At 60.0% G+C, this 26,080-nt stretch carries 23 protein-coding genes; 12 read left to right on the top strand and 11 right to left on the bottom strand.

Annotation, left to right across the window (positions count from 1 at the left end):
* Window positions 1–3: 3 nt before the first annotated feature.
* The 7 genes from NQL71_RS23860 to NQL71_RS23890 form a co-directional block, all read right to left on the bottom strand.
* Window positions 4–969, bottom strand: a complete 966-nt coding sequence (locus tag NQL71_RS23860; RefSeq protein ID WP_046815512.1) for a hypothetical protein — start codon at window positions 967–969, stop codon at window positions 4–6.
* Between the two features lie 6 nt (window positions 970–975).
* The gene (locus tag NQL71_RS23865) at window positions 976–1,953 is read right to left on the bottom strand and encodes a diacylglycerol/lipid kinase family protein (RefSeq protein ID WP_274643437.1); all 978 of its coding nucleotides are present in this window, start codon (window positions 1,951–1,953) and stop codon (window positions 976–978) included.
* On the bottom strand, window positions 1,946–3,130 hold the full coding sequence (locus NQL71_RS23870; protein ID WP_077182919.1) for a CDP-alcohol phosphatidyltransferase family protein: 1,185 nt from the start codon (window positions 3,128–3,130) through the stop codon (window positions 1,946–1,948). The genes NQL71_RS23865 and NQL71_RS23870 overlap by 8 nt, the downstream gene beginning before the upstream one ends.
* 76 nt (window positions 3,131–3,206) lie before the next feature.
* Entirely contained in the window at window positions 3,207–4,289 is a 1,083-nt protein-coding gene (gene lptG, locus NQL71_RS23875) for an LPS export ABC transporter permease LptG (RefSeq protein WP_077182920.1), read from the bottom strand.
* On the bottom strand, window positions 4,286–5,413 hold the full coding sequence (gene lptF / locus NQL71_RS23880; protein ID WP_321032375.1) for an LPS export ABC transporter permease LptF: 1,128 nt from the start codon (window positions 5,411–5,413) through the stop codon (window positions 4,286–4,288). Before lptF ends, lptG begins: the two co-directional genes overlap by 4 nt.
* Before the next feature lie 18 nt (window positions 5,414–5,431).
* Window positions 5,432–6,262: a nucleotidyltransferase family protein gene (locus NQL71_RS23885; RefSeq protein WP_046815508.1), complete on the bottom strand. Its 831-nt coding sequence runs from the start codon at window positions 6,260–6,262 to the stop codon at window positions 5,432–5,434.
* A complete protein-coding gene (locus NQL71_RS23890) occupies window positions 6,246–7,388 on the bottom strand; it encodes an N-acetyltransferase (RefSeq protein WP_274643438.1) in 1,143 nt (380 codons plus the stop codon). The genes NQL71_RS23885 and NQL71_RS23890 overlap by 17 nt, the downstream gene beginning before the upstream one ends.
* 417 nt (window positions 7,389–7,805) lie before the next feature.
* Between NQL71_RS23890 and NQL71_RS23895 the strand changes: the two genes are divergently transcribed.
* Genes NQL71_RS23895 through NQL71_RS23915 form a run of 5 tightly spaced genes read left to right on the top strand, consistent with a single transcriptional unit; the run spans window position 7,806 to window position 13,716 of the window.
* Window positions 7,806–9,530: a fatty acyl-AMP ligase gene (locus NQL71_RS23895; protein WP_274643439.1), complete on the top strand. Its 1,725-nt coding sequence runs from the start codon at window positions 7,806–7,808 to the stop codon at window positions 9,528–9,530.
* Window positions 9,527–10,444 carry an NAD-dependent epimerase/dehydratase family protein gene (locus tag NQL71_RS23900; RefSeq protein ID WP_166619476.1) on the top strand — a complete coding sequence of 306 codons (918 nt, stop codon included), beginning with the start codon at window positions 9,527–9,529 and terminating at the stop codon, window positions 10,442–10,444. Before NQL71_RS23895 ends, NQL71_RS23900 begins: the two co-directional genes overlap by 4 nt.
* Before the next feature lie 36 nt (window positions 10,445–10,480).
* On the top strand, window positions 10,481–10,741 hold the full coding sequence (locus NQL71_RS23905; protein ID WP_046815505.1) for an acyl carrier protein: 261 nt from the start codon (window positions 10,481–10,483) through the stop codon (window positions 10,739–10,741).
* Entirely contained in the window at window positions 10,728–11,930 is a 1,203-nt protein-coding gene (spt, locus tag NQL71_RS23910) for a serine palmitoyltransferase (protein ID WP_274643440.1), read from the top strand. The genes NQL71_RS23905 and spt overlap by 14 nt, the downstream gene beginning before the upstream one ends.
* 58 nt (window positions 11,931–11,988) lie before the next feature.
* Complete coding sequence (locus tag NQL71_RS23915) at window positions 11,989–13,716, top strand: ABC transporter ATP-binding protein (protein WP_248687242.1); 1,728 nt, start codon at window positions 11,989–11,991, stop codon at window positions 13,714–13,716.
* Window positions 13,717–13,855: 139 nt separating this feature from the next.
* Here the strand turns inward: NQL71_RS23915 and NQL71_RS23920 are convergent, their stop codons facing one another.
* The gene (locus tag NQL71_RS23920) at window positions 13,856–14,059 is read right to left on the bottom strand and encodes a hypothetical protein (protein ID WP_046815503.1); all 204 of its coding nucleotides are present in this window, start codon (window positions 14,057–14,059) and stop codon (window positions 13,856–13,858) included.
* A 247-nt stretch (window positions 14,060–14,306) separates the two neighbouring features.
* Between NQL71_RS23920 and NQL71_RS23925 the strand changes: the two genes are divergently transcribed.
* The 3 genes from NQL71_RS23925 to NQL71_RS23935 all read left to right on the top strand — a co-directional run bounded on the left by NQL71_RS23925 (window position 14,307) and on the right by NQL71_RS23935 (window position 18,276).
* Window positions 14,307–15,293 (top strand): GlxA family transcriptional regulator, encoded by a 987-nt coding sequence (locus NQL71_RS23925; protein WP_274643441.1) that lies wholly within the window; start codon window positions 14,307–14,309, stop codon window positions 15,291–15,293.
* A gap of 227 nt (window positions 15,294–15,520) precedes the next feature.
* Window positions 15,521–16,732, top strand: a complete 1,212-nt coding sequence (gene creA / locus NQL71_RS23930; protein WP_046815501.1) for a creatinase — start codon at window positions 15,521–15,523, stop codon at window positions 16,730–16,732.
* Between the two features lie 203 nt (window positions 16,733–16,935).
* Window positions 16,936–18,276: an MFS transporter gene (locus NQL71_RS23935; protein ID WP_046815500.1), complete on the top strand. Its 1,341-nt coding sequence runs from the start codon at window positions 16,936–16,938 to the stop codon at window positions 18,274–18,276.
* Window positions 18,277–18,424: 148 nt separating this feature from the next.
* Here NQL71_RS23935 and cahR read toward each other — a convergent pair whose 3' ends face one another.
* On the bottom strand, window positions 18,425–19,441 hold the full coding sequence (gene cahR / locus NQL71_RS23940) for a transcriptional regulator CahA (RefSeq protein ID WP_046815499.1): 1,017 nt from the start codon (window positions 19,439–19,441) through the stop codon (window positions 18,425–18,427).
* A gap of 283 nt (window positions 19,442–19,724) precedes the next feature.
* On the opposite strand from cahR, the gene NQL71_RS23945 reads away from it, so the two are divergent.
* Window positions 19,725–19,892, top strand: coding sequence for a hypothetical protein (locus tag NQL71_RS23945; RefSeq protein WP_162837825.1), 168 nt, complete (start codon window positions 19,725–19,727; stop codon window positions 19,890–19,892).
* A 54-nt stretch (window positions 19,893–19,946) separates the two neighbouring features.
* Here NQL71_RS23945 and mhpT read toward each other — a convergent pair whose 3' ends face one another.
* Window positions 19,947–21,164 carry a 3-(3-hydroxy-phenyl)propionate transporter MhpT gene (gene mhpT / locus NQL71_RS23950; protein ID WP_046815498.1) on the bottom strand — a complete coding sequence of 406 codons (1,218 nt, stop codon included), beginning with the start codon at window positions 21,162–21,164 and terminating at the stop codon, window positions 19,947–19,949.
* Between the two features lie 331 nt (window positions 21,165–21,495).
* On the opposite strand from mhpT, the gene NQL71_RS23955 reads away from it, so the two are divergent.
* On the top strand, window positions 21,496–22,818 hold the full coding sequence (locus tag NQL71_RS23955) for an OprD family porin (protein ID WP_274643442.1): 1,323 nt from the start codon (window positions 21,496–21,498) through the stop codon (window positions 22,816–22,818).
* A 49-nt stretch (window positions 22,819–22,867) separates the two neighbouring features.
* Here NQL71_RS23955 and NQL71_RS23960 read toward each other — a convergent pair whose 3' ends face one another.
* On the bottom strand, window positions 22,868–23,356 hold the full coding sequence (locus NQL71_RS23960; protein ID WP_077182925.1) for a MarR family winged helix-turn-helix transcriptional regulator: 489 nt from the start codon (window positions 23,354–23,356) through the stop codon (window positions 22,868–22,870).
* A 213-nt stretch (window positions 23,357–23,569) separates the two neighbouring features.
* Here NQL71_RS23960 and NQL71_RS23965 point away from each other — a divergent pair, with 213 nt between their 5' ends.
* Both NQL71_RS23965 and NQL71_RS23970 read left to right on the top strand, forming a co-directional pair.
* On the top strand, window positions 23,570–24,400 hold the full coding sequence (locus NQL71_RS23965) for a p-hydroxycinnamoyl CoA hydratase/lyase (protein WP_046815496.1): 831 nt from the start codon (window positions 23,570–23,572) through the stop codon (window positions 24,398–24,400).
* Window positions 24,401–24,520: 120 nt separating this feature from the next.
* On the top strand, window positions 24,521–25,969 hold the full coding sequence (locus NQL71_RS23970) for an aldehyde dehydrogenase (RefSeq protein ID WP_046815495.1): 1,449 nt from the start codon (window positions 24,521–24,523) through the stop codon (window positions 25,967–25,969).
* The last annotated feature ends 111 nt before the right edge of the window (window positions 25,970–26,080 follow it).

Below are 26,080 nucleotides of genomic sequence, written 5' to 3' on the forward strand. Positions count from 1 at the left end.
TCATCAGCGTAGCCGGCGGCTTTTCAACAGGCGCCAGAGCAATGGCCATGCAAAGACCAACGGGAATCGGCGCAATCGATGGGTCACCACGATGGGCTCACCCAAGTGGCGTTCCAGCTTCCAGACGAGATAGTCGACGCCGTTTTCGAAGGTGAAAAAGGATTTGACCAGCCGCGCTACGTTCAACGTTCTTCCCTGCACTCGCCTGACTCTCCACAGTCGCTCGTTACCTCGGCGCATGGCAGCCGGGCAAAGGTTGCGATAACAGTCCTCTTCGCCCGCACAGGCTGCCATGTGCTTCACCGCAGGCGCGGCGGCTCGGGTGATGCGTGAATAATAAGCCTTGTCATGCCTGACGAGTTGCCCGGGGCGATCGGCTGACTCGGGACGCAGCTCGGCTGCATAGCTCTGCGACAGCGCGCTTTCCCATAGAGAAAAGCTGTCGAATCGATCCGGTAGATTGGCGATGCAGCGACTCATCAGCGTCATCACGGCTTGAGCCAGTGCGAAATGGATACGCTTGTGTGTCTCCACATCCTTGAAATAAACGAGTCGGCACGGCTGGGCGAAACGGGCCCAGAGGTAGCTTTGAAACCATGAACCGGTGCCCGCTTCGAAGTCCTGTAGCGTGAGGATGGCGCATTTGGCGTGGAGTATCTGGCCATCGGGCGCGGCAGCCCTGACGAGGATCACGGTCGGCGGAAGCCATGCGTTGGCGAGCTGCTGCAAGCGCTTGTGATGCGCGTGAGCATAGTTATCGACCAGCGCATAAAAGTCGATCATGCCGTCGGTGAGATCGCCGTTACGCAGGCACGAACCATAAACCAGCAGCGCTACCAGCGCATCGCCCAGGCGTGTGTGCAATGCCTGGACAATCCCGTCCAGCTCGCCGGGCATTGGCTGCGTGCATTGCGCCCTGATTTGTTCAAGCAGGTCTGCGGGGGGCGGCATGGAATCAGAGGCGCGCATCGGATCTCAAGTGTCCTGGAAGGTCATGAAGCGGATCGGGTCGGTGGCGGCTAGCGTGATCGTGCCCTGTGCTGGAAAAATTTCACCGTCCAGCACGTACTCGTCAGCACCATCGAGGTCCATCCGGGTGAAGTTGTGACTGAAGTAACCATCCTGCTCCTTGATCAGCGAGTTGGCCCGCCCCCAGAGCAGGAACGGCAGGATGAGGGCCAGTCGCTTGGGCCGATGCGCGATTGCGGTTAGATGAATGGGCGCCTGTTCGGTGCCCCAATAAGGCCTGATCCCAGCCAGGAGCCTGTTCAGGGTCGTGGCAAACACCACCAGCCAATCGCCTTCCCAGGCACCGCGATGGGTGCCAAGGCGAGCAGGCAATGCCCTGAACAGATCGTGTGGCAAGGTGTGCAGCGCTGAAAGCAGCATTCGGCCGAAGGCCAGCGACGGTCCCAACGCTCCGGGTACGTGCTTGGGCCGCAGCTCCCGATGGTAGTAACGCACGCCGTTCACAACCGCGCCAATGCCGAAGAACATCCCGAATCGCGGCCCGTGGTCCAGCGGGTCATCCACCCGAAGCGCCGCGCGCGATACGACTGTTGGCGTGGCCGCATTGCCGGCAAGCCAGGCGGATAAGCTCACCAAGGCCTTTTCGGCGCTCAGGCGCGCGCCCAGATCGATCGCGCTCATGTTAGTGGTACCCCCCGGAACCACCAGAATCGTCGGCAGGCTTGTGGGCTCGCGGCTCAGCAGAAGGGAGAGGGCGGCTTGCAGGGTTCCGTCGCCACCGAGGATCACCAGCAGGTCACTTTCCCTGAGCTGGAAGTGGCTCACGGCGTCGGCGATCTCCTGGGCGGCGGTCGCTTCGAGCACCGCCGCGCCGGGAACGTTGCGCGCGAGCAGGCGGAACCTGGGCAAGGCGCGCCGAATGGTTCCGCTGCAAGGGTTGAGCACGATCCCGACTTTCTGTGGCCGCGGGCAGGCGTCATGCATCGTTGAGGCCCGAGCGGGGCGCGAACATGCGCACGATCAAACGGTCGTGTTCGGCGTTCATGTCGATTCGGCTGAGCCAGGGCTGTGGCGGGTGCCCTCGGTATTTCAAGACAATGGCGGACACCGAGCGAACCCCCAGGACCAGCGTCGAGAAGCAGGTCCAGACGGCCACCCAGATCAACCCCGTGTCATGGGCGTCCAGCGCCCACAAGCAGGTCAGGATGAGCAAGTTGGGATTACGCCGCGCGGTGACCAGTCTGTTGAGTGAGTCGAAGGGGCGCCAGAGAAACAGCGAAAAAGGCGCGGCGAACTTGAACGCAAGCTCGCACAGCCGACCGGCGACATAGCCCAGGCAAATGGCCCAGAGCACGGGGTCGAGGGGGATATCCGAGTCCCACGTCGCCTCATAGCCCATTCCCCAGGCGATATACCAGAGCGGCGGGTGAATCAGGTCCAGGCCATGGTCGAAAATATTCCCGAAGCGCGTGGACGTCACGGTCACGCGTGCCAGCTTGCCATCCACCGTATCCAGAAACGTCATCAGCCAGCCGGCCACCAGGCCCGCGCCGAAATGCCCATGCCAGAACAGAATGCCTGCCAGGATGGCCAGGACATAGCTGGCTGCCGTGACCTGATTGGGACTGAGCCCCAGCCGCACGCACCAGACGGTGGCCCAGCGCGCCGGGACAGGCCAGACCGCCCGGGTGATGAAGTCGGTGACGCCTTTGTAGGAACCGTTGAACAGGGACTTCTCAAGATGCGCCTGATTGGCGTCGGTGATTGGCGCGACCCACGGAGGATCGAATTTGCGCAGTTGCGTCTGCATCGCGGTGGCCACGGTGCCGGGAACCACTTTGCGCAGTCCCGCTACGGCGTCACTGTCCAGGCTGGGCAAGTGTGCAAGCCGGTCGACACTGGCATGGGCGGCGACGATGGTGCCGGTCCGGGGATCCTGTAGCGCGACCTCAGGCGTTGCCATCAGCCCGCGGAGCACGCGGTCATCGTAAAGGTAATCTTCGCGCAGCAGGACGACCTCGCCTTGGGCAGGCAACGGATCGTCCGCGTTGCACAGATGGGCGTTGGGCAGCTTTGCCAGCATACGGCCCAATCGCTCCCTGGAAGTCAGGCCCCACAGCCGCACCGGGCTACTACAGATCAGGTATACGGGAGTCTTCATTTTTGCGCCTGCACCGAATCACGTTGATCGAAGGAGCGGGCGGCAACGCCCTGTCCATTGAATAGCATGACCGGTTTCAACGATTGCCCCGGTCCAGGTATGCCACCATCACAATAGCCACTGCGAGCAAGACCAGTGCCGGCCCCAACGTGGTGATCAGGGTGTTTATCTTTAGCAGTAGTCCAAGGTTTACGATGATCTGATTACTTACATAGACCATTAACCCGACGAGCGCACCCAAAGCCAACCGCGCACCCAGGTTGGGCGAGCGCGGCTGGGCAAAGGCGAACGGGATGGCGAACAGGATCATCGCCAGGGTCAGGATCGGTCGCCCGAGCTTTTGCCACATGGCCATTTCGTATTGTGCCGAGGGCTGGCCCGAGCCCTTGAGGTACGCGATGTAACGATAGAGCTGGCGAGCAGACAGGCTTTCGGTCGGCAGCGTGATGTCGCCCAAGCGTGCGCCGCCAAAAATCGAGTGCCAAGGCATATGATCGAGCTGTTGCGTCGTTTCAACGCCCTGGTCCCACTGTTTTACCTTGACATTGTTCAAGCGCCACTGGCCTGCGTCCTGTATGTCCGCCGTCTCTGCAAAGATGTAGGAAACCAGTGAACGGTCCTTGTCGAACCTGAATATTTCAATATTGACCGGCAATCGTTTGTGCGCAAGATTGCCGATACGAACGATCTGATCTTCCTCTCGAGCCCATACGCTGCCCTGATCGTTGCTGGCCTGCGCGCCGGCAGCCATGGCTTCGTTGCGCAGTTCCAGGCCGTTTTGCTGCAGGGGAGAGGCCACCCATTCATCCAGCGCCGCCCAGGCCAGCGCCAGCGCGAGCCCGGCCAATGTCGCGGTGAACCCGATCCGGGCAATCGACAGCCCGGTGGCGCGCATGACCGTCAGTTCCCGGGTGGCTGACAATTGACCCAGTGCGGCAATGCCACCCAGCAGGGCGATAAAGGGACCAAGCTCGACAACACGGCGTGGCAGTGTCATGAATACGACTTCGATGGCCTGGCTCAACCGGTATCCGCCAGGCGTCACGTCGTCCAGTTCACCCACCAGGTCGAGGGTGGAGAACAGCGGTAGCAGCAGCGCTGCGGCCGCCGCGAAACCGAAGAACACATGACGGGCGATGTAGCGGTCGAGGATTTTCATCGGTAACCGAACCGAAAGTTTGCCAGATCGCGCACCAGGAAAATCAGCAGGGCCAGGCTCATCAGCAGAGGTACTGTCCACAAGCCCGGAAACAAAGGCAGGGTGTTGTTGCCCACCATCGTCTTGCAGATGTCCGCTGCGTAATAGATCAGGGCGAAGACGGCGGTCACGGGCAGCAGGGTAGCGAATCGTCCCTGCCTGGGCCGGGTGCGGCTCAACGGGATGGCGAGCAGTGCAAGTACCGTCGCGCTGACACCCCGTGTCTGGCGCCATTGCAATTCGGCCTTGTCCAGGGGCGCGCTGGAGGCCTTCAGCATTTCGTTGGAAGCCGCCTTGCGCTTACCCTCGGCGGCCCGTTCGATGGGTAGCAAGTGCAGCCGCATCTGCTCGAACTCTTCCGAAATGTCCCGTGAAGTACTGTGCTTGAGCAAATAGGAATGGCCTTGCGTCAGCTCCACGATCGGGTCCTCTGGGTCTGGATCGAGGATGCGGGCTTGCCCGGCGCGAAACACCCGGGACCTGGAATCACCCGGATCATAGATCAGCACGTCGAGGAGTCGGCCATCATTGCGGTCTATCCGTTCTGCCAGGATCATCCTGCCGTTTTCGTTGTTCAGGTTGAACCGTTGCGCTTGCAGATGATTGACATCCAGGTCTGTGCGCGATTGCTGCTCCAGTACATAGGCCTGCGTATAAGCCCAGGGGCGCCCGTAGAGCGAAAGCACTGCCACCGCCAGCGAGATCGGAATGGCCAGCAGCAGGACAGCCCGATAGATGCGCAGCGGGCTTGCACCCGAGGCCGCTATCGCAATGATTTCGGAGTCATGGCACAGGCGTCCAACCGCCAGGGTCACCGAGGCATATAACGCCACCGGCACCAGCATTTCGAGGGCAATCAGTACCTTGTAGAACACCATTTGCAGCACTGACTGCACCGCGAGCGTTCCCTCGACGGCGTCAGAGAGATAGCGTTCTGCGGAATAGCTGGCAAAAATGAATACCAGGATGCTGACCATCACCATCATCGGCCGGCGGATCTCGGCGATCACGTAGCGTTCGATCAGGAACATGTCCCGGGCCCTGAGCTTTCGCCGTGCCTGCGCCGGGCGCCCGCGATCGGGCATTGCTGCCGTCCAGAACCATCAGGTATCGCTCGGTATCGATTGATTTCTCTGGGCATGAAACCTCTCCACCATTTGATAATCCAGCGGCGAATCGACATCGATAGCGGCCTCCGCGAAGGGCATGATCACCGCGCCGAGACTCACCCCCAACCTGGCGGAAAGCTGTTGCAGCGCCTGTTCCAGGGTTAACCGTCCCAACAGGTAGCGCAGTACGCCCCCAAGGCCCAGGGCGCCGGCGATGACTCGCCGGGGGTGCTTGCGATCCTGTTCGACCCGTTGCCAGTAGCTGGCGAGGCGTCGAGCATCCTCGGTCATGAAGGCGAACAGGTTGCTGCCGCAATACGGGCCGCCGCGAAGCCGAATGCTGGTGCGGCGGGTTCCTGGAAAACGGGCCAGCACGGTGTCCAACGGTGTCACCGCCACCACAAAGTCATGGCCGCCTGCAGCCGCTTGCTGAAGGAAATAGTCGACCATTTCCCGGCAGAGCAGCGCATGATCCGCCGTGGTCACCAACACTGGCCGGTCTGCCGGTTGACGCGCCAGCGCCTGCGCCGCGCTGGTACTGGGGGAGCTGGCGGGTTCCAGCCAACTGATTCTGGCGGTATCGAGCAGTTGCGTCATCGAGGCATCTTGCGCCAGTAAATGTCGCGCAGGGCCTACCAGTACGATTCGGTCGATCCGGTCACTGGCCTCCAGCGCCTCGATGACCCGACGGACCATGGGTACCCCTGCCACCGGCACCAGCGCCTTGCAGCCTGTCCCGGCCATGGCGGCAACGGGATCGGCCGGGCTCCTGTCAGCAGCCAGGACCAACGCGGTGAACTGTCTTGGCTCAAATTCGCTTTTCATAAACCCGGTAGCGTTTGTAGGGGGTGGCACCGATCTGGTCGAGAATCTTGCGCATGACCGCATTCGATTCGAGGATCCAGGACATTTCCAGGGCTTCTATGCCGCGCTTGACGAAGGGCGGCTTGAGCGCTTCGATCAGAAGCAAGGCGAGTGTGGGTCCCAATCGGCTGAACTGGTAGGCCTGCTTGACGCCCATCAAGGGCACGCGTGCAGTGCGCGTGCCCTTGACATACAGCCGCCACAGCAGTCGCAGCCAGCCAAAGGGCAGCAAGCGCCCCTTGAGGGAGGCGATCGCCTCGTTGATGTTAGGCATGGCCACGATAAACGCGCAGGGGTTGCCGTCGACTTCGGCGATGTACAGCAGGTCTTTGGGGACCAACAGTCGCAGTTGGCTGCCGAGCTCGAAGAATTCGGATTCGGTGAAGGGTACGAAGCCCCAATTGCGGCTCCAGGCGTCATTGAATATGTCTCGCAGAATTCCCATGTCCCGGCGGAACTGACGGGTGTCCAAGGGCCTGATCACAACGCGTTTTCGCTCGCGCGCCATCATCGCCGACAAGGCCGGTGGGAAGTGCAATTGGTCGGTGCGCATCCAGTAGGCGAGCAGATCCTTGGCTTGCCGGTAGCCCAGGGCGGCGAGCCTTTGATCATAAAAACGCTGTCCGTGCCCCATCATGGCGGACGGGGGACGATCGAACCCCTCTACCAACAGTCCGCTTTCCTGGTTGATGGTCAGGTTGAAGGGGCCTGTGATGCATGCAGCGCCACGGTCTCGCAGCCAGGCCTCTGCCGCCGCGAACAGGCTGTCGAATACGGCAGGGTCGTCCACGGCTTCGAGCATTCCAAAGTGACCCGAATCATGGCCGTGCAATTGCCGGTGAAGGCTGTCGATCTGAGCGGTGATTCGCCCCACGACTTCCGTTCCCGACCAGGCCAGCCACGCCTGCCATGTCAGATGAGGGGACGCCGGATTCTTTTCGGAAAGGAGTTCATGGCGCTCGTAATGGATCGGCTCGATCCAGCAAGGATCGTTGCGATACAGGGTGCCGGGGAAACTGATGAATGTCTTGAGATCCAAGCTTGAGAGGACGGGTCGCGTAATGATGGGTAACTTCTTATCGATCATCGTTGGCCACAAAAGTCCGTAGCAGTTGAACTAGCATCTCTTTTTCGGTACCTGGGAGAGCGTAGCTGAAGTAATGCCACAGGGCACGAATGCCGGGGAAATTGGCGCCACTGCTTTAGTGAACGCTAGTAATCCGTGCACTTTGCGACCATTAGCGCATTCTGTAACGTGAGCTTTGCTACCCTCGATTCCGCCGGTCGTCGCTCACTCGGGAAAAAATTTGCGATCACGCAGATGCCGATTAGTATTGCGTGAGGCGTTGTAAATGATTGAAAAGGCCGAACCGCTTATCCTTGGGGCCCAGACCCCATGAAAACGGATTCGAGGGCAGTAAAACGTCACGTGTTTTACCGGCGCCGGTGATCAACCCGCTATTTGACTTATCCTTACATGGGCTAAATGGATGGGTGTCTTATTATGTCTGCGACCCTTGCAAATCAGGCACTCCCCCAACGTCTAGCCGACTTTTCCACGTTAGTGGAAGCACTCGATTATGCCGCTACCGGTCAGGCCGGCATGAACTTCTACGACAGGCATTGCCACTTGAGTTCGGCGGTTGAATACGCGTCGCTCAGAACTAATGCCGTCGCGATTGCTCATCGACTACTTGGGCTCAAGTTGAAGAAAGGCGACCGGGTCGCGCTTATTGCCGATACGCACCCAAGCTTTATCGAGGCCTTTTTCGCCTGCCAATACGCCGGCTTGATCGCCGTTCCTCTACTGGTTCCTGCCAGCCTGGGAAGCCATCGTTCTTACGTCGACAAGTTGCAAGGGCTGTTCATCAACTGCGTACCGGCGGCCGTTCTAGGGGCGCAGGAGTGGCTTCCCTATATCCGCGAAGCACTGGGGGAGACCCGGCAGGTGTTCGTCGGAACTGTGACGGATTTGGCCGAATTGCCCGCGGTGCAGGCGCTTCCCACGGTCTTGCCGGAGGACATCGCCTACTTGCAATACACCTCTGGCAGTACCCGCTTTCCTCGTGGCGTGATCATTACCCAGCGTGCGGTGATGGCCAATGTCAGGGGCATCGTCGTGGACGGTGTTGGCGTTCGCCCGGGGGACCGGTGCGCCTCGTGGTTGCCCTTTTATCATGACATGGGGCTGGTGGGTTTCGTCCTGGCGCCCATGGCCGCGCAACTGACGGTCGATTACCTGCACACCCAGGATTTCGCCACTCGGCCTGGGCAATGGCTCAAGCTGATCAGCCAGAATCGGGTAGCCATTTCGGTCGCTCCGCCGTTTGGCTATGACCTTTGTGCGCGGCGAGTCCGTGACTCGGAAAAAGCTGCGCTGGATCTCTCCTGCTGGCGTGTAGCGGGGATCGGGGCAGAACCCATTCGGGCATCGGTGTTAAGCCGATTCGCGGATTGTTTTTACGACACCGGCTTCGATCCGGCCGCATTCACGCCTTGCTACGGTCTGGCGGAAAGCACGCTTGCCGTCAGCTTCGCCCGCCGCGGGGTGTTGGTGGATCATGTCTCTCGCCACGTTCTGGAGTATCAGTTCAAGGCGCAAGCGTGCGCCGCCGATGATCCGGGAAGCTGTGGCTTTACCAATTGTGGCGCGCCTTTGCCCGGCCATCGCGTGGAAATCCGCGATGCGGCGGGGCGGGTGGTCGCCGAGCGTGAGGTCGGGCAGATATTCGTGCAGGGACCCAGTGTGATGTCAGGTTATTTCAATGACCCGCAGAGCACCGGGGCCGCGTTACGAGACGACTGGCTGAACACCGGTGATCTGGGCTACCTGTCCCGGGGCGAACTGCACATCACTGGCCGGCACAAGGATTTGCTCATCGTCCGCGGTCGCAACATCTGGCCACAGGATATTGAATACCTGGTGGAGTCCGCGCCTGAACTGAGGCCCGGCGATGCCATCGTATTTGTCGTACCCGGCGATGATGAGCCAAAGGTCGTGGTGCAGATTCAATGCCGCATCCGTGAGCCGCAAAGTCGCGAACATCTGGTGCGTACCCTGGCCGCAAAGATCATCAGTGAATTCGGTCTCGCTGCCGAGGTGCACCTCGTACCACCCCACTCGCTGCCTCGAACTTCCTCGGGAAAGCCTTCCCGTGCCGAAGCCCTTGAACGATTCATGGCCCAGGTGAACACCGATCTTCCTTATCCAGCGCTGGAGGAGACGTGAGCGCCGGCATTGTTTCACTGACGGGTGCGACGGGCTTCATCGGCAGTGTCCTACGCGAACGACTCGTCGCCCGTGGCGTGAAGGTGCGTGCCCTGGCTCGCTCCAGGAGCGGAACGGCAGAGGATGGAACACAGTGGATCAGGGGAACACTGGAAGATGAACAGGCCCTCGTCGAACTCACCAGTGGGGCGGACACCGTCATTCACTGCGCAGGCAAGGTCAGGGGCAGCGACGCCCGGGACTTCGATGCGGTCAATGTGCAGGGCAGCAAGCGCTTGATGGAGGCGGCGCGGCTGAGCGGCAGTTGCAAGCGTTTCCTGCTCATCTCGTCCCTGGCGGCCAGGCATCCGACGTTGTCCTGGTACGCCGCTTCCAAATTCGAAGGCGAACGGCAGGTCAGGGCCGCGGCCGGGGCGATACCCGTGTGCGTTTTCCGGCCGACCGCCGTGTATGGACCGGGTGACCGGGAATTGCGTCCGGTGTTCGAGTGGCTACTGCGCGGCTGGCTGGTGACCCTTGGTCGAAACGATTCACAGTTCAGCTTTCTCCATGTGGAGGATCTGGTCGGTGCCGTCATGCAATGGCTGGATGCACCCGTGGGGCAATCGCAGACCTTTGAGTTATGCGACGGCCAGGCGCAGGGGTACGACTGGGCAAGCCTGGCCAGCATCGCCTCCGACATCCGCAATGCCCCGGTACGCCAGGCGGCAGTGCCTGCCGCGGTAGTCAAGGGGATCGCACGAGCGAACCTGATGCTGTCTCGTCTTACCCGGCAGGCGCCTATGCTCACGCCCGGTAAAGTCAATGAGCTGATGCACCCTGACTGGACTTGCAGCAATGCCCGCATCAGCGCGACATTGGGCTGGGAGCCCCGGATTCTTTTACGGCAAGCGTTGCGCAATCACCTGTTTTGAGCGGGCAAAGAGCCACTGAACTCAAGGAAACCCATGATGTTCACAGAAGAAGAGATACTCGAAAAGGTAATAGAGTTCATCGCGCCGCTCGCACCTCAAGGAACGCCTATCTACCCCAATACCGACCTGATTCAGGACCTGGGGATCGAGTCGATAAAGGTGATGGACATGCTGATGAATCTGGAAGACGAATACCACATTTTGATCAATATCAATATCTTGATGGATGTGAGCACGCCTGCTCAGTTGGCTCGCGCCATTCTCAAACAGATGGAGCATGTCGATGGGACTGTTTGATAAATTCGGCAAGCTGGCAGCCGAGCGCGCCAGTCTCTGTGATTCACAACTGCATCCTTTTGGAATACGCATCGACGAGATGTACTCCCCCACCGAGGGCAGTATCCAGGGCAAAAGGGTCATCCTGGCCGGCACCAATAATTATCTGGGGTTGACGTTCGACCCCGATGGCATCAAGGCGGCGCAGCGTTCACTGGAGCTTGAAGGCACCGGCACCACCGGCTCTCGCATGGCCAACGGCAGTTACGCCGGGCACAGCGCGCTGGAGGAGGAACTGGTTGATTTTCTCGGGCGGCGCTCGGTCATCGTGTTCTCGACAGGGTATGTCGCCAATCTAGGCGTCATCGGCACGCTGGCGAGCGCGCGCGAGGTGGTGCTGCTTGACGCCGACTGCCACGCGAGCATCTACGACGCTTGCAAGCTGGGTGGGGCGGAGATCATCCGTTTTCGCCATAACGATGTCGCTGATCTGGAACGGCGCATGGTCCGGCTCGGCGACCGCGCCCGGGAAGCGATTATCCTGGTGGAAGGCATCTACAGCATGCTCGGTGACCAGGCTCCGCTCAGGGAAATAGTCGAGGTCAAGCGCCGCCTTGGAGGTTACCTGCTGGTTGACGAGGCGCATTCCTTTGGCGTCCTGGGGGCCAATGGGCGAGGGCTGGCGGAGGAGTTGGGTGTGGATTCGGAGGTGGACATCCTGTTGGGCACGTTCAGCAAGAGCCTGGGCGCCGTCGGCGGATTCGCCGCCTGTCACGACGCGCAAATGGATCTGCTTCGTTATGCCAGCAGACCTTACATTTTCACCGCGTCCCCCGCTCCCTCGGCGATTGCCTCGGTGAGGTCGGCGCTGATGGCCATCAAGGAACGCCCGCAGCTGCGGCGTCAGCTGTGGTCGAACGCGCGGCGGCTTTATCAGGGGTTGGCTGAGTCAGGCTACCAATTGGGGCCGCAAGCCAGTCCAGTGATTGCCGTCATGCTGAAGTCGCCACACGAGGGCCTGGCCGTCTGGCGGGCGCTGATAGAGAAGGGCGTCTATGTCAATCTGGTCCTACCTCCCGCGACACCCGGCGCCGTCACCTTGGTGCGTTGCAGCGTCAGTGCGGCCCATACACCTGAGCAAATAGACCAGATCATCGAGGCCTTCGCTTCTTTGCGTGGCCCGATGGGACTCGTCACAGTGGGCGCTTGATGAGTGTCGCGAGCTGTCGGTGAGCTAATCTTTACCTACGACATAGTGAACGACACTCATGCGGATTATTTTTGCCTTTGGCCGCTCCTATCCGGCCCGCACCGTCCTGATGCTGCTGAGCCTGCTGTTGGCAGGGGTGGTTGAAAGCGTCAGCCTGAGCACGATGCTTCCGCTGATATCGGCCGTGCTTGAAGACCAGCCCCATTCAAAGTTGGCGGTCCAGGTCTTCGGAATAATGGACACGATAGGCCTGCAACCTTCGATCCCGAACATGCTGGTGATCATTGTCGTGGGCATGACGCTGAGCAACCTGCTGATCCTGCTGGGCAATCGACAGGTCGGCTACACGGTGGCGCATGTGGCCACCGACCTGCGTATTGACCTTATCAAGGCGTCGCTGGGCAGCCGCTGGGAATATTATCTACGGCAACCGGCCGGAGCATTGGCCAATGCCGTGGCAACCGAGGCTTTCCGCGCGTCCACCGCCTATGAGCACGCGGCCAATATGCTGGCGCTGGCTATTCAGGCCGCGGCCTACGCAATCATTGCGCTTTTTGTTTCCTGGCAGGCGGCGATCCTGGCGCTGCTGATCGGTTTTGTCCTGTTGGTGGCCGTGCGCGGGCTGGTGAAGACCTCCCGACGCGTGGGGAAAAGCCAGACCCGACTGATGCGCGAACTGCTGGTCTACCTGACAGACACGCTGGCTTCAGTAAAACCGCTCAAAGCCATGGCCCGGGATGACATCGCCGACTCTCTATTGCGTCATCATGCCGGTGAGCTCAATGCAGCACTGGAACGCGAAGTGATGAGTCGTGAAACGCTGAGGGCCTTGCAGGAGCCCATGCTCGCGGTCCTTGCCGCGGCAGGTCTCTACGCAGGGCTGGTCATCGGCGGACTGCCACTGTCTTCAGTGATGGTGCTTATCTTCGTGGTGGTGCGCATGTTGGGGCTGCTGCACAAGGCGCAGCAGCGTTATCACCGGATGGTCGCGCAAGAGAGTGCCTACTGGGCCATCAACGAGTCGATCGACAACGCTATCGCCGATGCCGAGCCCGTCGGGGGGAACTGCGCGCCTGCCTTGAAGCGGCATATCGTTTTTGAAAATATCCACTTTGGTTATGGGGGGCGGCAGGTTCTCGACGACGTGTCGATGAGCTTTGCGGTCGGTTCATTCACCACCATGATCGGCCCTTCCGGTGCAGGCAAGACCACCGTGCTCGACCTGATCTGTTCGCTGCTCGCGCCACAGTCAGGACGCATCAGGGTAGACGACTGCGACTTGCATGATCTGGACAGAAGGGCGTGGCGCCGCATGATCGGCTACGTCACCCAGGAAACCTTGTTGCTGCACGACAGCATCCTGGCGAACGTCACCTTGGGCGACAGGGCCTTGACTGCCGCGGACGCCGAGCGCGCGCTCCGTCAGGTCGGTGCATGGCAGTTCGTACAGGAGTGTCCTGGCGGGCTGCAATCGATCGTAGGCGAGCGCGGTGCGAAACTTTCCGGAGGTCAAAGACAGCGTATCGTCATCGCGCGCGCACTGGCCCATCGTCCCAGGCTTCTGATCCTGGACGAAGCCACCAGCGCGCTCGATCCGGAGTCGGAGGCCGATATTTGCCAGGTACTGAAGAATCTGACCCCTGGCATCACCGTCATCGCGGTGTCCCATCGCCCCGCCATGATTCGCATTGCAGACCAGATTCTCGAGGTGCGCGATGGCAAGGTGTTGGCCATCCACAATGCCGTCGATCCTGACGGCACCCGGACTGACGAGGCGAAAGCCTGAAGTGTGTAAACCGCCAATGAAAAAGCCCGGCACTGGGCCGGGCTTTCCAATCACGTAGCCAATTCCTTTTGGCTGACAGCAGTGTGCATGGCGAGTGTGACGAAGGCGTGACGGTCTGCACTGACTTGTGCGGTGCCCCTCAATGAAGAACCCGGCGGCTCTCTCCAATCCTGATCCGGTCAAGCGCCCGGTTCAATGCGTCCAAGGCATCGAGGAGGGCTTTCGCCTCGGCTTCCCGGCCATCGCCCCACAGGCGTTCGGCCATTTTGTTCAGGGCCTGGATGGATCGTTCAATGTCTGCAGCGGTTGCTGCAGGTGTGTCTGTCTGCCGCTTCTTTGACATTGTAAAAATTGCTCAAGTGGTCGAGCGGCGACACCGGGGATCCGGCATTTTTCGGCGCTCATTTCAGAAGGGTAAGTTGTCAAAACGGATACCAACAACGGCTTCAGCCCAGGCTCCATTAGAACACGACACCACACATACAGCTCTCCATTGGTAGTGACGAGCATTTTGGGGTCGATATTTGACACTCGCAGGTGCAACCGGAACACGACAATCGGGTGGATGCCTCAGCGCCATCGAGCGCTGAGTGACCTTCACCAAAGGGGAGTGGAACATGCTGCAACTGACCGGGTCTGGCCGGCCGCAACCACCGGTGCTGCGTATTGGTTTCTGGTTGATGAATGCCTTCGATTTATATGCCCTTGCCAATGCGCTGGAGCCATTGCGCCAGGCCAATCAATTGGCGCAGTGCAATGTTTGCCAATGGCAAATGCTAAGCCAGGACGGACAGCCACTGAATGCCAGCAACGGCATCGCAACCGCCACTGTACGGCTGGATCAGGCACACATGTTCGATGTATTGATCCTTTGCGGTGGCGATGACCTGCATCTTGAGACTGAACATCCAGGCATGCTCCAGCAACTGGACCACTGGGCAAGGCAACCGATCAGCCTGGGGGCGTTGGGTAAGGCCGGTTGGCTGCTGGCTCAGATCGGCGCGTTGAAGGGGTTCCGCTGCAGTTTGCCGGAGCCCACCCCGTCAATGACCTTGGCCGCCTTGCGCGAATTGACGCCGGTAGCAGCACCGTTCTGTGTCGATCGCCAACGCCTGACCTGCGTCGGCCCGCAGGCCGCTCAAGGGTTGATGCACGAGCTTCTCGCCCGCACCCATGGTCGTGGCCTGGTACTGCGGATGGAAAAACATGCAGTACGCCAGGCCCGACCGCTACTTCCCCTGCATGACGCCCCGGAAAAACTTCAAGCAACACTGGCATTGATGAACGAGCACTTGTGCCGGACACTGGGGATCGACGAACTGGCCCACGCCATGGGCATTTCCCAACGCCATCTCGAACGGCTATTCAAGCGCAGCCTGGGTTGTTCGCCGGCCCGACACTACCTGGACTTGCGGCTGCAACAGGCACGCCAGTTGTTGCGGTCCGGTGAACATGCCTTGTCCGATGTCGCCGGGGAGTGTGGTTTTGTCTCGGTACAACACTTCTACCGTTGCTATCGCCAATACTTCGGAGCACACCCGCGCGATCATATCGGCGTCAGCTCGCTCACGCACTGACTGCGTCATCCTTTGCCAATGCCCTCGCCAAGCGGCTGTCACTGCGCTTTCGGGGGCATTTTTGTTTCTGCCGGGAGGCTTGGCAGAGCACAGGGGCAAACAGCGGGTATGGCCAACTACAGGTCGGATTCGCGCAAAAAACCTCACCTTGCATCTGTTCGAATGATCTTCAGCGGCCCGCCAGATTGGCGCCTTCTGTTGCTCAAACAATGACAAGGATAAATGACATGCAAATGCCAAAAACCATCCAGATCAAGAACGGCGAAAAAGTGAAACCGACGTTCTCGGCTAGCGAATATGCCAACCGCCAGGCCAAATTGCGGGCTTATATGGCGCAGAACAATATCGACGCGGCAGTCTTCACGTCCTATCACAACATCAACTACTACAGCGATTTCCTGTACTGCTCCTTCGGGCGTCAATACGCGCTGGTCGTGACCCAGGACAGCGCCGTGACCATCAGCGCGAACATTGATGGCGGTCAGCCGTGGCGCCGTACCGTTGGGACTGAAAACATCGTCTACACCGACTGGCAGCGCGACAATTACTTCGTCGCGATCCAGAAGGCCTTGCCCAAAGCCGGGCGCATCGGCATCGAATTCGACCATCTGAACCTGCTCAATCGCGACAAACTCGCCAGCTGCTATCCGCAGGCCGAGCTGGTGGATATCGCCGCACCGTGCATGCGTATGCGCATGATCAAGTCTGCTGAAGAACACGCCATCATCCGCCATGGTGCGCGTATAGCGGACATCGGTGGTGCGGCCATCGTCGAAGCCTTGCGTGATCAGGTTCCAGAATACGAAGTAGCCCTGCATGCCACCCAGGCCATGGTGCGCGAAATTGCACGCACCTTTCCAGACTCCGAACTGATGGACACCTGGACCTGGTTCCAGTCGGGCATCAATACCGACGGTGCTCATAACCCGGTCACGTCGCGCAGGGTCAACAAGGGCGACATCCTCAGCCTTAACTGCTTCCCGATGATTGCCGGTTACTACACCGCACTGGAACGTACCTTGTTCCTGGACCACTGCTCCGATGAGCATCTGCGCTTATGGGAAGTGAACGTCAAAGTGCACGAGGCCGGTCTGAAGCTGATCAAGCCAGGCATGCGCTGCTGCGATATCGCGCTGCAATTGAACGAGATTTTCCTGGAACACGATCTGCTGCAATACCGCACCTTCGGCTACGGCCATTCCTTCGGTACGCTCAGCCATTACTACGGACGCGAAGCCGGGTTGGAGCTGCGCGAAGACATCGACACCGTGCTGGAACCCGGGATGGTTGTGTCCATCGAACCGATGATCATGCTGCCTGAAGGCCTTCCAGGTGCCGGCGGTTATCGTGAGCACGACATCCTGATCGTCAACGAGCACGGCGGGGAAAACATCACGAAATTCCCGTATGGACCGCAACACAACATCATCAGGAAGTAAGCTGCGACGCCGCACAGTGAACCTGTGCGGCGTTTCTTTTTGATGAGTGGTTGAGTACCAGCAAAAAAAAACGCATGCGCGCAAAAAAGCGCGCAGCATTAATGAACCTTAACCCTGCCAAGTAAAACAATAGAGGGTTTTGTCATGTTCTACGTCCCGACTCTTTACCTCGATAACCGCACCTCTAACTCCGGAGGTGCCCAATGAGCACCCAAGACGCAAGCCTGACGCTGACCATGGCGCAGAAACTTGAACAAACGGCCGAGCGCAAGGCCCTGCGACGCGCAGCCAGTGCCAGCTTCATGGGCAACTTTGTCGAATGGTTCGACTATGCGGCCTACGGCTACCTGGCCACCGTCATCGCCCTGACGTTTTTTCCGCAAACCGACAAGACTTCCGCGCTACTGGCGACTTTCGCCGTATTCGCGCTGTCGTTCATCGTCCGCCCGATTGGCGGGCTGGTCTGGGGTCACTTCGGTGACAAATACGGGCGGCGCAGTGCGCTGTCCTGGTCGATTCTGATCATGTCTGTCTCGACCTTTTGTATCGGCATCCTGCCGACATACAACCATATTGGCCTGTGGGCGCCGGCCTTGCTGTTACTGATTCGCTTGTGCCAGGGCTTCTCTGCCTCAGGTGAGTACGCCGGGGCATCGGCCTTTCTCGCCGAGTATGCTCCCGAGGGCAAGCGCGGTTTGTACACCAGCATTGTCCCGGCGAGTACGGCGGCGGGCTTGTTATTCGGTGCGGTCTTTGTCGCCGGCCTGCATGCGTGGATGAGTGTCGAGGATCTGCATGACTGGGGCTGGCGGTTACCCTTTCTGCTCGCAGCGCCATTTGGGCTGGTGGGACGCTACATCCGCATGAGTCTGCAAGACACACCCAAGTTCCTGGAGATGGAAAAACGCCTCGAAGCGAAGGAGTGCGCGACCCACGCTCCAGTGCGTGAGTTGCTGACAGTGCACCGACGCAGCGTGATGATCGGGATCGGCGTGACCTGCCTGAATGCCGTGGCGTTTTACCTGTTGCTCAGCTACATGCCGACCTACCTGTCCACCGAAATGGGCATGAGCGAGAGTGATTCGTTCCTGGCGTCGACGGTGTCGCTGGCGACCTATATCGGCCTCATTTTCCTGATGGGCAAGCTGTCGGATCGGTTCGGACGCAAAACCATGTTGCTGACCGCTTCGGTACTCTTCTTGCTGCTGACATTTCCGCTGTTCGGGATGCTGGAGAATCAGCCGCTGATCGTGATTCTCATGATCCAGATTGCCTTCGGCACAATTCTGGCTATGAACGACGGCACCTTGCCGTGCTTCCTCGCCGAGATATTCCCCACCCGCGTACGCTTCAGTGGTTTTGCCTTCAGCTTCAATATCGCCAACGCGGTATTCGGCGGCACCGCGCCGTTTATCGCTACCTGGCTGATCCAACTGACCGGCAACAAAATGGCCCCGGCCTGGTATCTGCTGGCGGCAGCGGCGGTCGCCTTGATTGCCATGTTGGCGAGTCGGGAAACTGCGCACAAGGCGTTGCAGGACTGACAGGCCAGGGTTGTCTTTCAGGGCGCCATCGCGGGCAAGCCCGCTCCCACAGAGATTTTCGGGGAACACAGATTGTGTATCCACTAGAGATTCCTGTGGGAGCGGGCTTGCCCGCGAAGAGGCAAGTCCGGCCAACATCAATCTCGAATCAATGCACCGCCGCTACTTGCTTACGCTCACCAATGGGCGATACGCCGAAGAAGCGGCTGTAGCACTTGGAAAAGTGCGCCGGGGAAACGAAGCCGCAGGCGAGGGCGATATCACGTACCTGCGATTCGCTGCGCAACAGCAATTGCCGCGCCCGCGAGAGGCGCAATTCCAGGTAGTACTGGCTCGGCGTGCGCTGCAGGTGCTTGTGAAACAGGCGCTCGAGCTGGCGCACCGACACCTCGTTCAACCGCGCGAGTTCCTCAAGGCCAACCGGCTCCTCGAGATTGGCTTCCATGATCGCCACCATCTGACTGAGCTTGGGCTGCGAGGTGCCCAGCTTCTGCCGCAATGGCACACGTTGTTGTTCCTTTGCACCTCGTACCCGATCGCACAACAGCAACTCGGCTGCATGGGCTGCGATGTCCCGGCCTCCGGGTTCGCGGGCGATCAGCTGCAGCGTCATGTCCATGGAGGCCACGCCACCGGAGCAGGTGTAGCGATCCCGATCCAGCTCGAACAGCTGGTTGGAAATGATAATCCCCGGGAAACGCTCCTTCAGTGCCTCGATATCTTCCCAGTGAATCGTACAGCGATAGCCCTTGAGCAAATCGGCGCGTGCCAACAGATGACTGCCCGTACAAATCCCGCCCAGCGGCACCTGATCATGCGCCAACTTGCGTAGCCAGTTGAGCAGTGGTCGGCTGCTGTGATTGGAGACAATCGGGTTTGATCCAACCACGAACAGCATGTCGAGTTCGGGTGCGTCGGCGATGGTGTGGTCAGGCAGGATGCGCATGCCATTGCTGGCCGTGACCGGGTCCAGGCTGGCGGCGATGATGACCGTGCGAAACATCGGTTTGCGTGCTGCCAGGTTGGCCATGCGCAGTGTTTCCACGGCGGAGGCGAAGCCGATGGTGGTGAAGTTGGGGATGACCAGGAAACCCACGGTTTTCACTGGATGTAGTTCATGCGCCGAACGTCCTGCGGCGGGCTTCGCCGCCTGGAGTTTCGCCATCTTTACCGCTCCTCAGCTGCATAAGTGACGCACTCGACGGCAAGCTGCCGACAGGGACTGCGTCATCTCTTTTTTTGTGATTGTTACACCTGTTTACGGGTATCTGGATCTTACACCCAGTGCCCGATCAATAGACGATCACAAGACAAACATGCATGCATGACTGCAGCGGTTTTGTCGTCTTGCAAGGAGGCTGTGGGCAGCACGAGCCTCCAAGGGTCACTTGCTGATACCCTATCTGCCGCCTCAACCATGTGCAGTACAGTCAACGCAGGAAATGTAAATGAGCGAAGAGATCGATATTCCTGAACCCGAGCACGACCATCTGCTCGATCATGAATTCCACGAAGAAGAACGCTGGGTCGAAGAAGATGCCCAAGGCATTCTTGACGATGATGACGAGGAACAGGATGACCTCGACTATCTGGATTCGATTGATCACGAGGGCTAGGCTGATGAAGTCGAGGGCTCGGAGCAGAACCCTCGCTTCAAATCCCTCAACTGCTTAGTTGGCGGTCTTCAACTGCCCTTGCGCAGTCGATCCGGTGCGGGCGATCACGGTCAGGATCGACAGGGCAGCAATCACCAGCCCGGGTGAAGTCGCCAGCAGCACGCCCGTGGTGCCTGCACCGGCGGCGAGGATCTGCCCGGCGGCCAAGGGCCCCGCCACCGAGCCCAGCCGGCCGATCGCCACGGCGGCGCCGACACCAGTGGCGCGCACGGCGGTCGGGTAGGAGGGTGGCGCCAGGGCGTAGAGCACCAGTTGCGCAGCCATGACGAACAACCCGGCGGCAAAACCGGCGATTGCCATCGGTATCATGCCCACCGACAGGCCGACTCCGGCCAGTGCAGTCAGCAACCCGGCATACACGAACAGCACGACCTTGAGACCGTTGCAGCGGTCCAGCAGCAAGCCACCGAGCAGCGAGCCGAGGGCGCCACCGATGTTGAACAGCATCTGCACCATGCCCGCCTGGGGTTTGCTGAAGCCCTGTTCCAGCAGTAACGAAGGCAGCCAGTTGAGCAGCATGTACATCACGGTCAAGGTGAAGAAATAGCTCAGCCACAAGGCCAGGGTGTTGCGTGTGCGGCCTTCGCCGAACAGCGCCTGGGCGGTGGAAGGGCGCTGGCTGCCAGTGGCCGAATGTTGCTGGCGGAAGGCAGTGGATTCAGGCAGCAGCAGGGCCATCAACGGCACGACCAGCAAGGGCACCACACCGCCGATGATGAAGGTGGTTTGCCAGTGCTCGCTGGAAAACATCGCCACCACCGCCGCGAGCGCGCCGCCCAGGGGAACGCCGCAATACATGACGCTGATGGCGGTGCCGCGGTTGCGCTCGCTCACGGCCTCGGCGCACAAGGCGATCAGGTTGGGCAGGGCGGCGCCCAGGCCCAGGCCGGTCATGAAACGCACCAGCAACAGGCTGGAGTAGCTCTCGACGTAGGCCGTGCACAGGGAAAACACGCCGAACAGCAGCACGGCACTGACGAGGATTTTCTTGCGGCCGATGCGATCGGCGACCCAGCCGCCAAAAAACGCCCCGGGCAGCAGGCCGATGATCCCGGCGCTGAACACCCAGCCCATCATCTTCGGGTCCAGGGCAAAACTCTGGCGCAGTCCGGCGGCAGCGGTGCCGGCGGCCTGCAGATCGAAACCCTCGATCAGCGCAACGATAAAGCACAAAGCGATTGTCAGCGTCGAACGACGCGATGGGCTGTCCATGGGTGGAACCTCATTGTTGTTTTTGTTGTGGAGTCGAGCCGTCCCATCGCACGGGGTACGCTGTAGATGGCTGCTGGCGAATAAGATAACAAAGATAACTAAAAAATGAACTGTCCCTTTAAAATCGAGAAAAATAGCAAATAAGGCTTATAAATCAGTCGGTAAGATGTGGATCATGCGCATGGTGTAAAAATAGATAATAATATTAATGTTCGATTATCGATCATTCACCATTGACAGGGGTCATTGGCTGTTTCCATTCTCTGTCCGCGAAGCCGGTTGCACTGCGCTCCTCCGGCAGCACAAACAACAATAAAAATGGAAATCGAACATGCCAAATCTCCCCACGCACGACGTTGCGACGGCGTCAGCCACCTGTGTGCCCGGTATCAACCGAGGGTTGGTCCTGGCGCTGCTCGGATTGAGCGTTCTACCCACCCAGCTTCGAGCCGCAGGTTTTATCGAAGACAGCCATGGCACCTTGACCCTGCGTAATTACTACCTGGACCGCCAATACAAGGACGATGGGGCCAAGACCGCCGCGCAGGAGTGGGCCCAGGGTTTCATCATGAACATGGAGTCGGGGTTTACCGAAGGACCGCTGGGTTTTGGGCTGGACGTTCGCGGGCTGCTGGGGGTCAAGCTCGACTCCGCGCCGGATCGCAGCGGCACCGAGTTGTTGCCGGTGTCGGCCAGCGACAATCGGGCGGCGGATGAGTACTCGCGCCTTGCCCCGACCGCCAAACTGCGTTTTGCCCAGACCACGGTGAAGTCCGGGGATGTGTCGATCTTCCTGCCGTTTGCTTTTGCCAGCCCTTCGCGACTGCTGCCACAAACCTTTCGCGGTACCACCCTCAGCTCCAGGGACTTCGACGGCCTGGCGCTGAACACCGGGTATATCGATCGCATCGACAAGCGTAATTCCACCAACTATGAGTCGATGACCATCGCTTCGCCCAACCGGCGATTCAACGCCACTGCCACGACCTCGCACATGGCCTATCTGGGGGGCGATTATCAGGTCAGCAAGACGCTGAGCCTACGTGCTTACCACGCCGAAGTGACCGACTTGTACCAACAGGACACCTTTGCGTTGCTGCATGACCTGCCGCTGGGCGCAGGGGTATTGACCAGCGATCTGCGCAGTTTTTTCAGTCGCGAGGATGGCAGCGCCAAGGGTGGTGAAGTGGATAATCGCAACGTCTCGGGGTTGTTCAGCTACCGTTACGGCGGACACAAGCTGGGCATCGGCTACATGCATTCCAGTGGCGACTCGGCGACTCCCTATATCTCCGGGACAGAGTTGATGGGGATGAGTGAGCTGACCATGGCTTCGGACTTTCTCAACGCCAGGGAGCGCACCTGGCAGGCCATCTACGACTATGACTTTGTCGCGTCCGGAGTGCCCGGGCTGAGGGGGCGGTTGCGTTATTTGCGCGGTGACAATATCGAGCTCAAAGCCTTCAACGCCGAGGACCGCAAGGAGCGCGAGTTCCAGATGGAGCTGGGCTACGTGGTGCAGAGCGGTCCGCTGAAGAATGTCGCGCTGGTGGCGCGCAAGGCGATTTACCGCAACGATTTCCCGAGCGGCGCGGCATTTCGCGATGAAAACCAGACCCGCTTCCTGGTGACCTACACCTTGCCAATCTGGTAACCCCAGGGCCCTGAAGGCTTCTCACCGGCACGTCCCTTTGGGGCGTGCGTTACTCCTGATAAATCTTCTTCAGCAGTCGCAGCAGCTCTTCGCGTTCCTGATTGTCCAGGGCTGCGGTGGCGTCCAGGTCGCTTTGCGCGGCGATCTGATTCAGTTCCTTGAGCAGGGTCTCGCCGGTCTTGCTGAGGAAGATCCCATAAGAGCGCTTGTCCGGCTTGCAACGCACGCGCACTGCCAGCGCACGGCTTTCCAGTTTGTTGAGCAGCGGCACCACTTGGGGCGGCTCGATGGTCAGTGCACGGGCCAGATCGGCCTGCATCAGGCCCGGGTTCTGATTGATGATCGCCAGCGCGGAGAATTGAGCGGGCCGCAGATCGTGGGCAGATAGGCGACTGATCAGGTTCTGGAACAGCTTGAGTTGTGCGCGGCGCATGGCGTAGCCGATCAGGTCGTTCAACGCCGAATCGAGTGGTGCCTGCATCTCGGCGTTGGTCGAGGGTGCCTCGATCGACTCGGCGAGGGGGGAGGGCTTGGCCATTGCAGGTGAGTCCTGAAGGATTGGAGGTTAACAAGGCTATCTATTTTGCCGGCGTTGACCGGTGATTGCTATGGCCAATATCCGTTGGCGTTTCGGACAGGGGAGCTTTCAGTGTGTTGAAAATCGGTTAATTTTATTAATAGTTAATTGACATAACTAATTTGCCGGTTTAATTTCCAGTCATCTTCAAACCAAGAACAAGAGAGCATCGTCATGAGCAATTACGAAGGGCGCTGGACAACGGTCAAAGTGGAAATCGAGGAAGGTATCGCGTGGGTCATCCTCAACCGCCCGGAAAAACGCAACGCCATGAGCCCGACCCTGAACCGCGAGATGATCGATGTCCTGGAAACCCTCGAGCAGGACCCGGCTGCTGGTGTACTGGTGCTGACCGGCGCTGGCGAAGCCTGGACCGCGGGCATGGATCTCAAGGAGTACTTCCGCGAAGTGGACGCTGGCCCGGAGATCCTCCAGGAAAAAATCCGCCGCGAAGCCTCGCAATGGCAGTGGAAGCTGTTGCGCATGTACGCCAAGCCGACCATTGCCATGGTCAATGGCTGGTGCTTCGGCGGCGGCTTCAGCCCCCTGGTGGCCTGCGACCTGGCGATCTGCGCCGACGAGGCGACCTTCGGTCTTTCGGAAATCAACTGGGGCATCCCGCCGGGCAACCTGGTGAGCAAGGCCATGGCCGACACCGTGGGCCATCGCCAGTCGCTGTACTACATCATGACCGGCAAGACCTTCGGCGGGCAGAAAGCCGCCGAGATGGGCCTGGTCAATGAAAGCGTACCGCTGGCGCAACTGCGTGAAGTCACTGTGGAGCTGGCGCGTAACCTGCTGGAGAAAAACCCGGTGGTGCTGCGTGCGGCCAAGCATGGTTTCAAACGTTGCCGCGAACTGACCTGGGAGCAGAACGAGGATTACCTGTACGCCAAGCTCGATCAGTCACGCTTGCTGGACACCGAAGGCGGCCGTGAGCAGGGCATGAAACAATTCCTCGACGACAAGAGCATCAAGCCGGGCCTGCAAGCATACAAACGCTGAGGTGCCTCGCACGCAGCCGGGCGCATGCCGCTACTGACGGATGTGCCCTGGTGCTGCGGTTACATCGCTGCCTACCTTGTTCCACTGTATTCCCGACAAAGACTATAAAGAGGAATCACCATGCTGGACGTGCCCCTGCTGATTGGCGGCCAGTCGTGCCCCGCCCGCGACGGTCGAACCTTCGAACGCCGTAACCCGGTGACCGGCGAGTTGGTGTCGCGGGTTGCCGCCGCCACCCTGGAAGATGCCGACGCCGCGGTAGCCGCTGCGCAGAAGGCGTTTCCCGAGTGGGCCGCCCTGGCACCCAATGAACGCCGAACCCGTTTGCTCAAGGCGGCCGAGCAATTGCAGGCGCGCAGTGCCGAGTTCATCGAGGCGGCTGGCGAGACCGGCGCCATGGCCAACTGGTACGCTTTCAACGTGCGGCTGGCGGCCAATATGCTGCGTGAAGCAGCGTCGATGACCACGCAGATCAATGGCGAAGTTATCCCCTCGGATGTGCCAGGCAGTTTCGCCATGGCCCTGCGCCAACCCTGCGGCGTCGTGTTGGGCATTGCGCCATGGAACGCGCCGGTGATTCTCGCCACCCGCGCTATCGCCATGCCATTGGCCTGCGGCAACACTGTCGTGCTCAAGGCATCTGAGCTAAGCCCTGCGGTGCATCGCTTGATCGGTCAGGTATTGCAGGACGCTGGCCTGGGTGATGGCGTGGTCAATGTCGTCAGCAACGCGCCAGCGGATGCCGCGGCGATTGTCGAGCGGTTGATCGCCAACCCGGCGGTGCGACGGGTCAATTTCACGGGCTCCACGCATGTAGGACGCATTGTCGGCGAACTCTGCGCGCGCCACCTCAAACCGGCCTTGCTGGAACTGGGCGGCAAGGCACCGTTGCTGGTGCTCGACGATGCCGACCTGGATGCGGCGGTGGAGGCGGCCGCCTTTGGCGCCTATTTCAATCAAGGGCAGATCTGCATGTCCACCGAGCGCCTGATCGTCGATGCCAAGGTCGCCGATGCCTTTATCGACAAGTTGGCGGCCAAGGTCGCCACCCTGCGCGCGGGTGACCCTGCGGATGCGCAATCGGTGCTCGGTTCGCTGGTGGACGCCAGCGCCGGCACGCGCATCAGGGGTTTGATCGATGATGCCCTGGCCAAGGGCGCGCGCCTGGTGGTCGGCGGGCAACTGGACGGCAGCATTTTGCAGCCGACCTTGCTCGACGGCGTCAACGCGAGCATGCGCCTGTACCGCGAGGAATCCTTCGGGCCGGTGGCCGTGTTGCTGCGCGGTGAGGGAGATGAAGCGCTGCTGCAGCTGGCCAACGACTCCGAGTTTGGATTGTCGGCGGCGATTTTCAGTCGCGATACCGGGCGTGCCCTGACCTTGGCCCAACGGGTCGAGTCGGGCATCTGCCACATCAACGGCCCGACTGTGCACGACGAGGCGCAAATGCCCTTTGGCGGGGTCAAGTCCAGCGGCTACGGAAGTTTCGGTGGCAAGGCATCTATCGAGCATTTCACCCAGTTGCGTTGGGTTACCTTGCAGAACGGACCGCGGCACTACCCGATCTGAACAGGCGGGCATCGACTTCCCAACAAGTCAATTGCCCGCGTGCAAGGCCGAAATAACAATAACAAGGCTGCAGCCAACGGCTGCCACGCTATCGCTGAGTCATCTGTGTAT

Origin of the sequence: Pseudomonas serbica (assembly GCF_028823535.1) — a bacterium.
GTDB lineage: Bacteria > Pseudomonadota > Gammaproteobacteria > Pseudomonadales > Pseudomonadaceae > Aquipseudomonas > Aquipseudomonas serbica.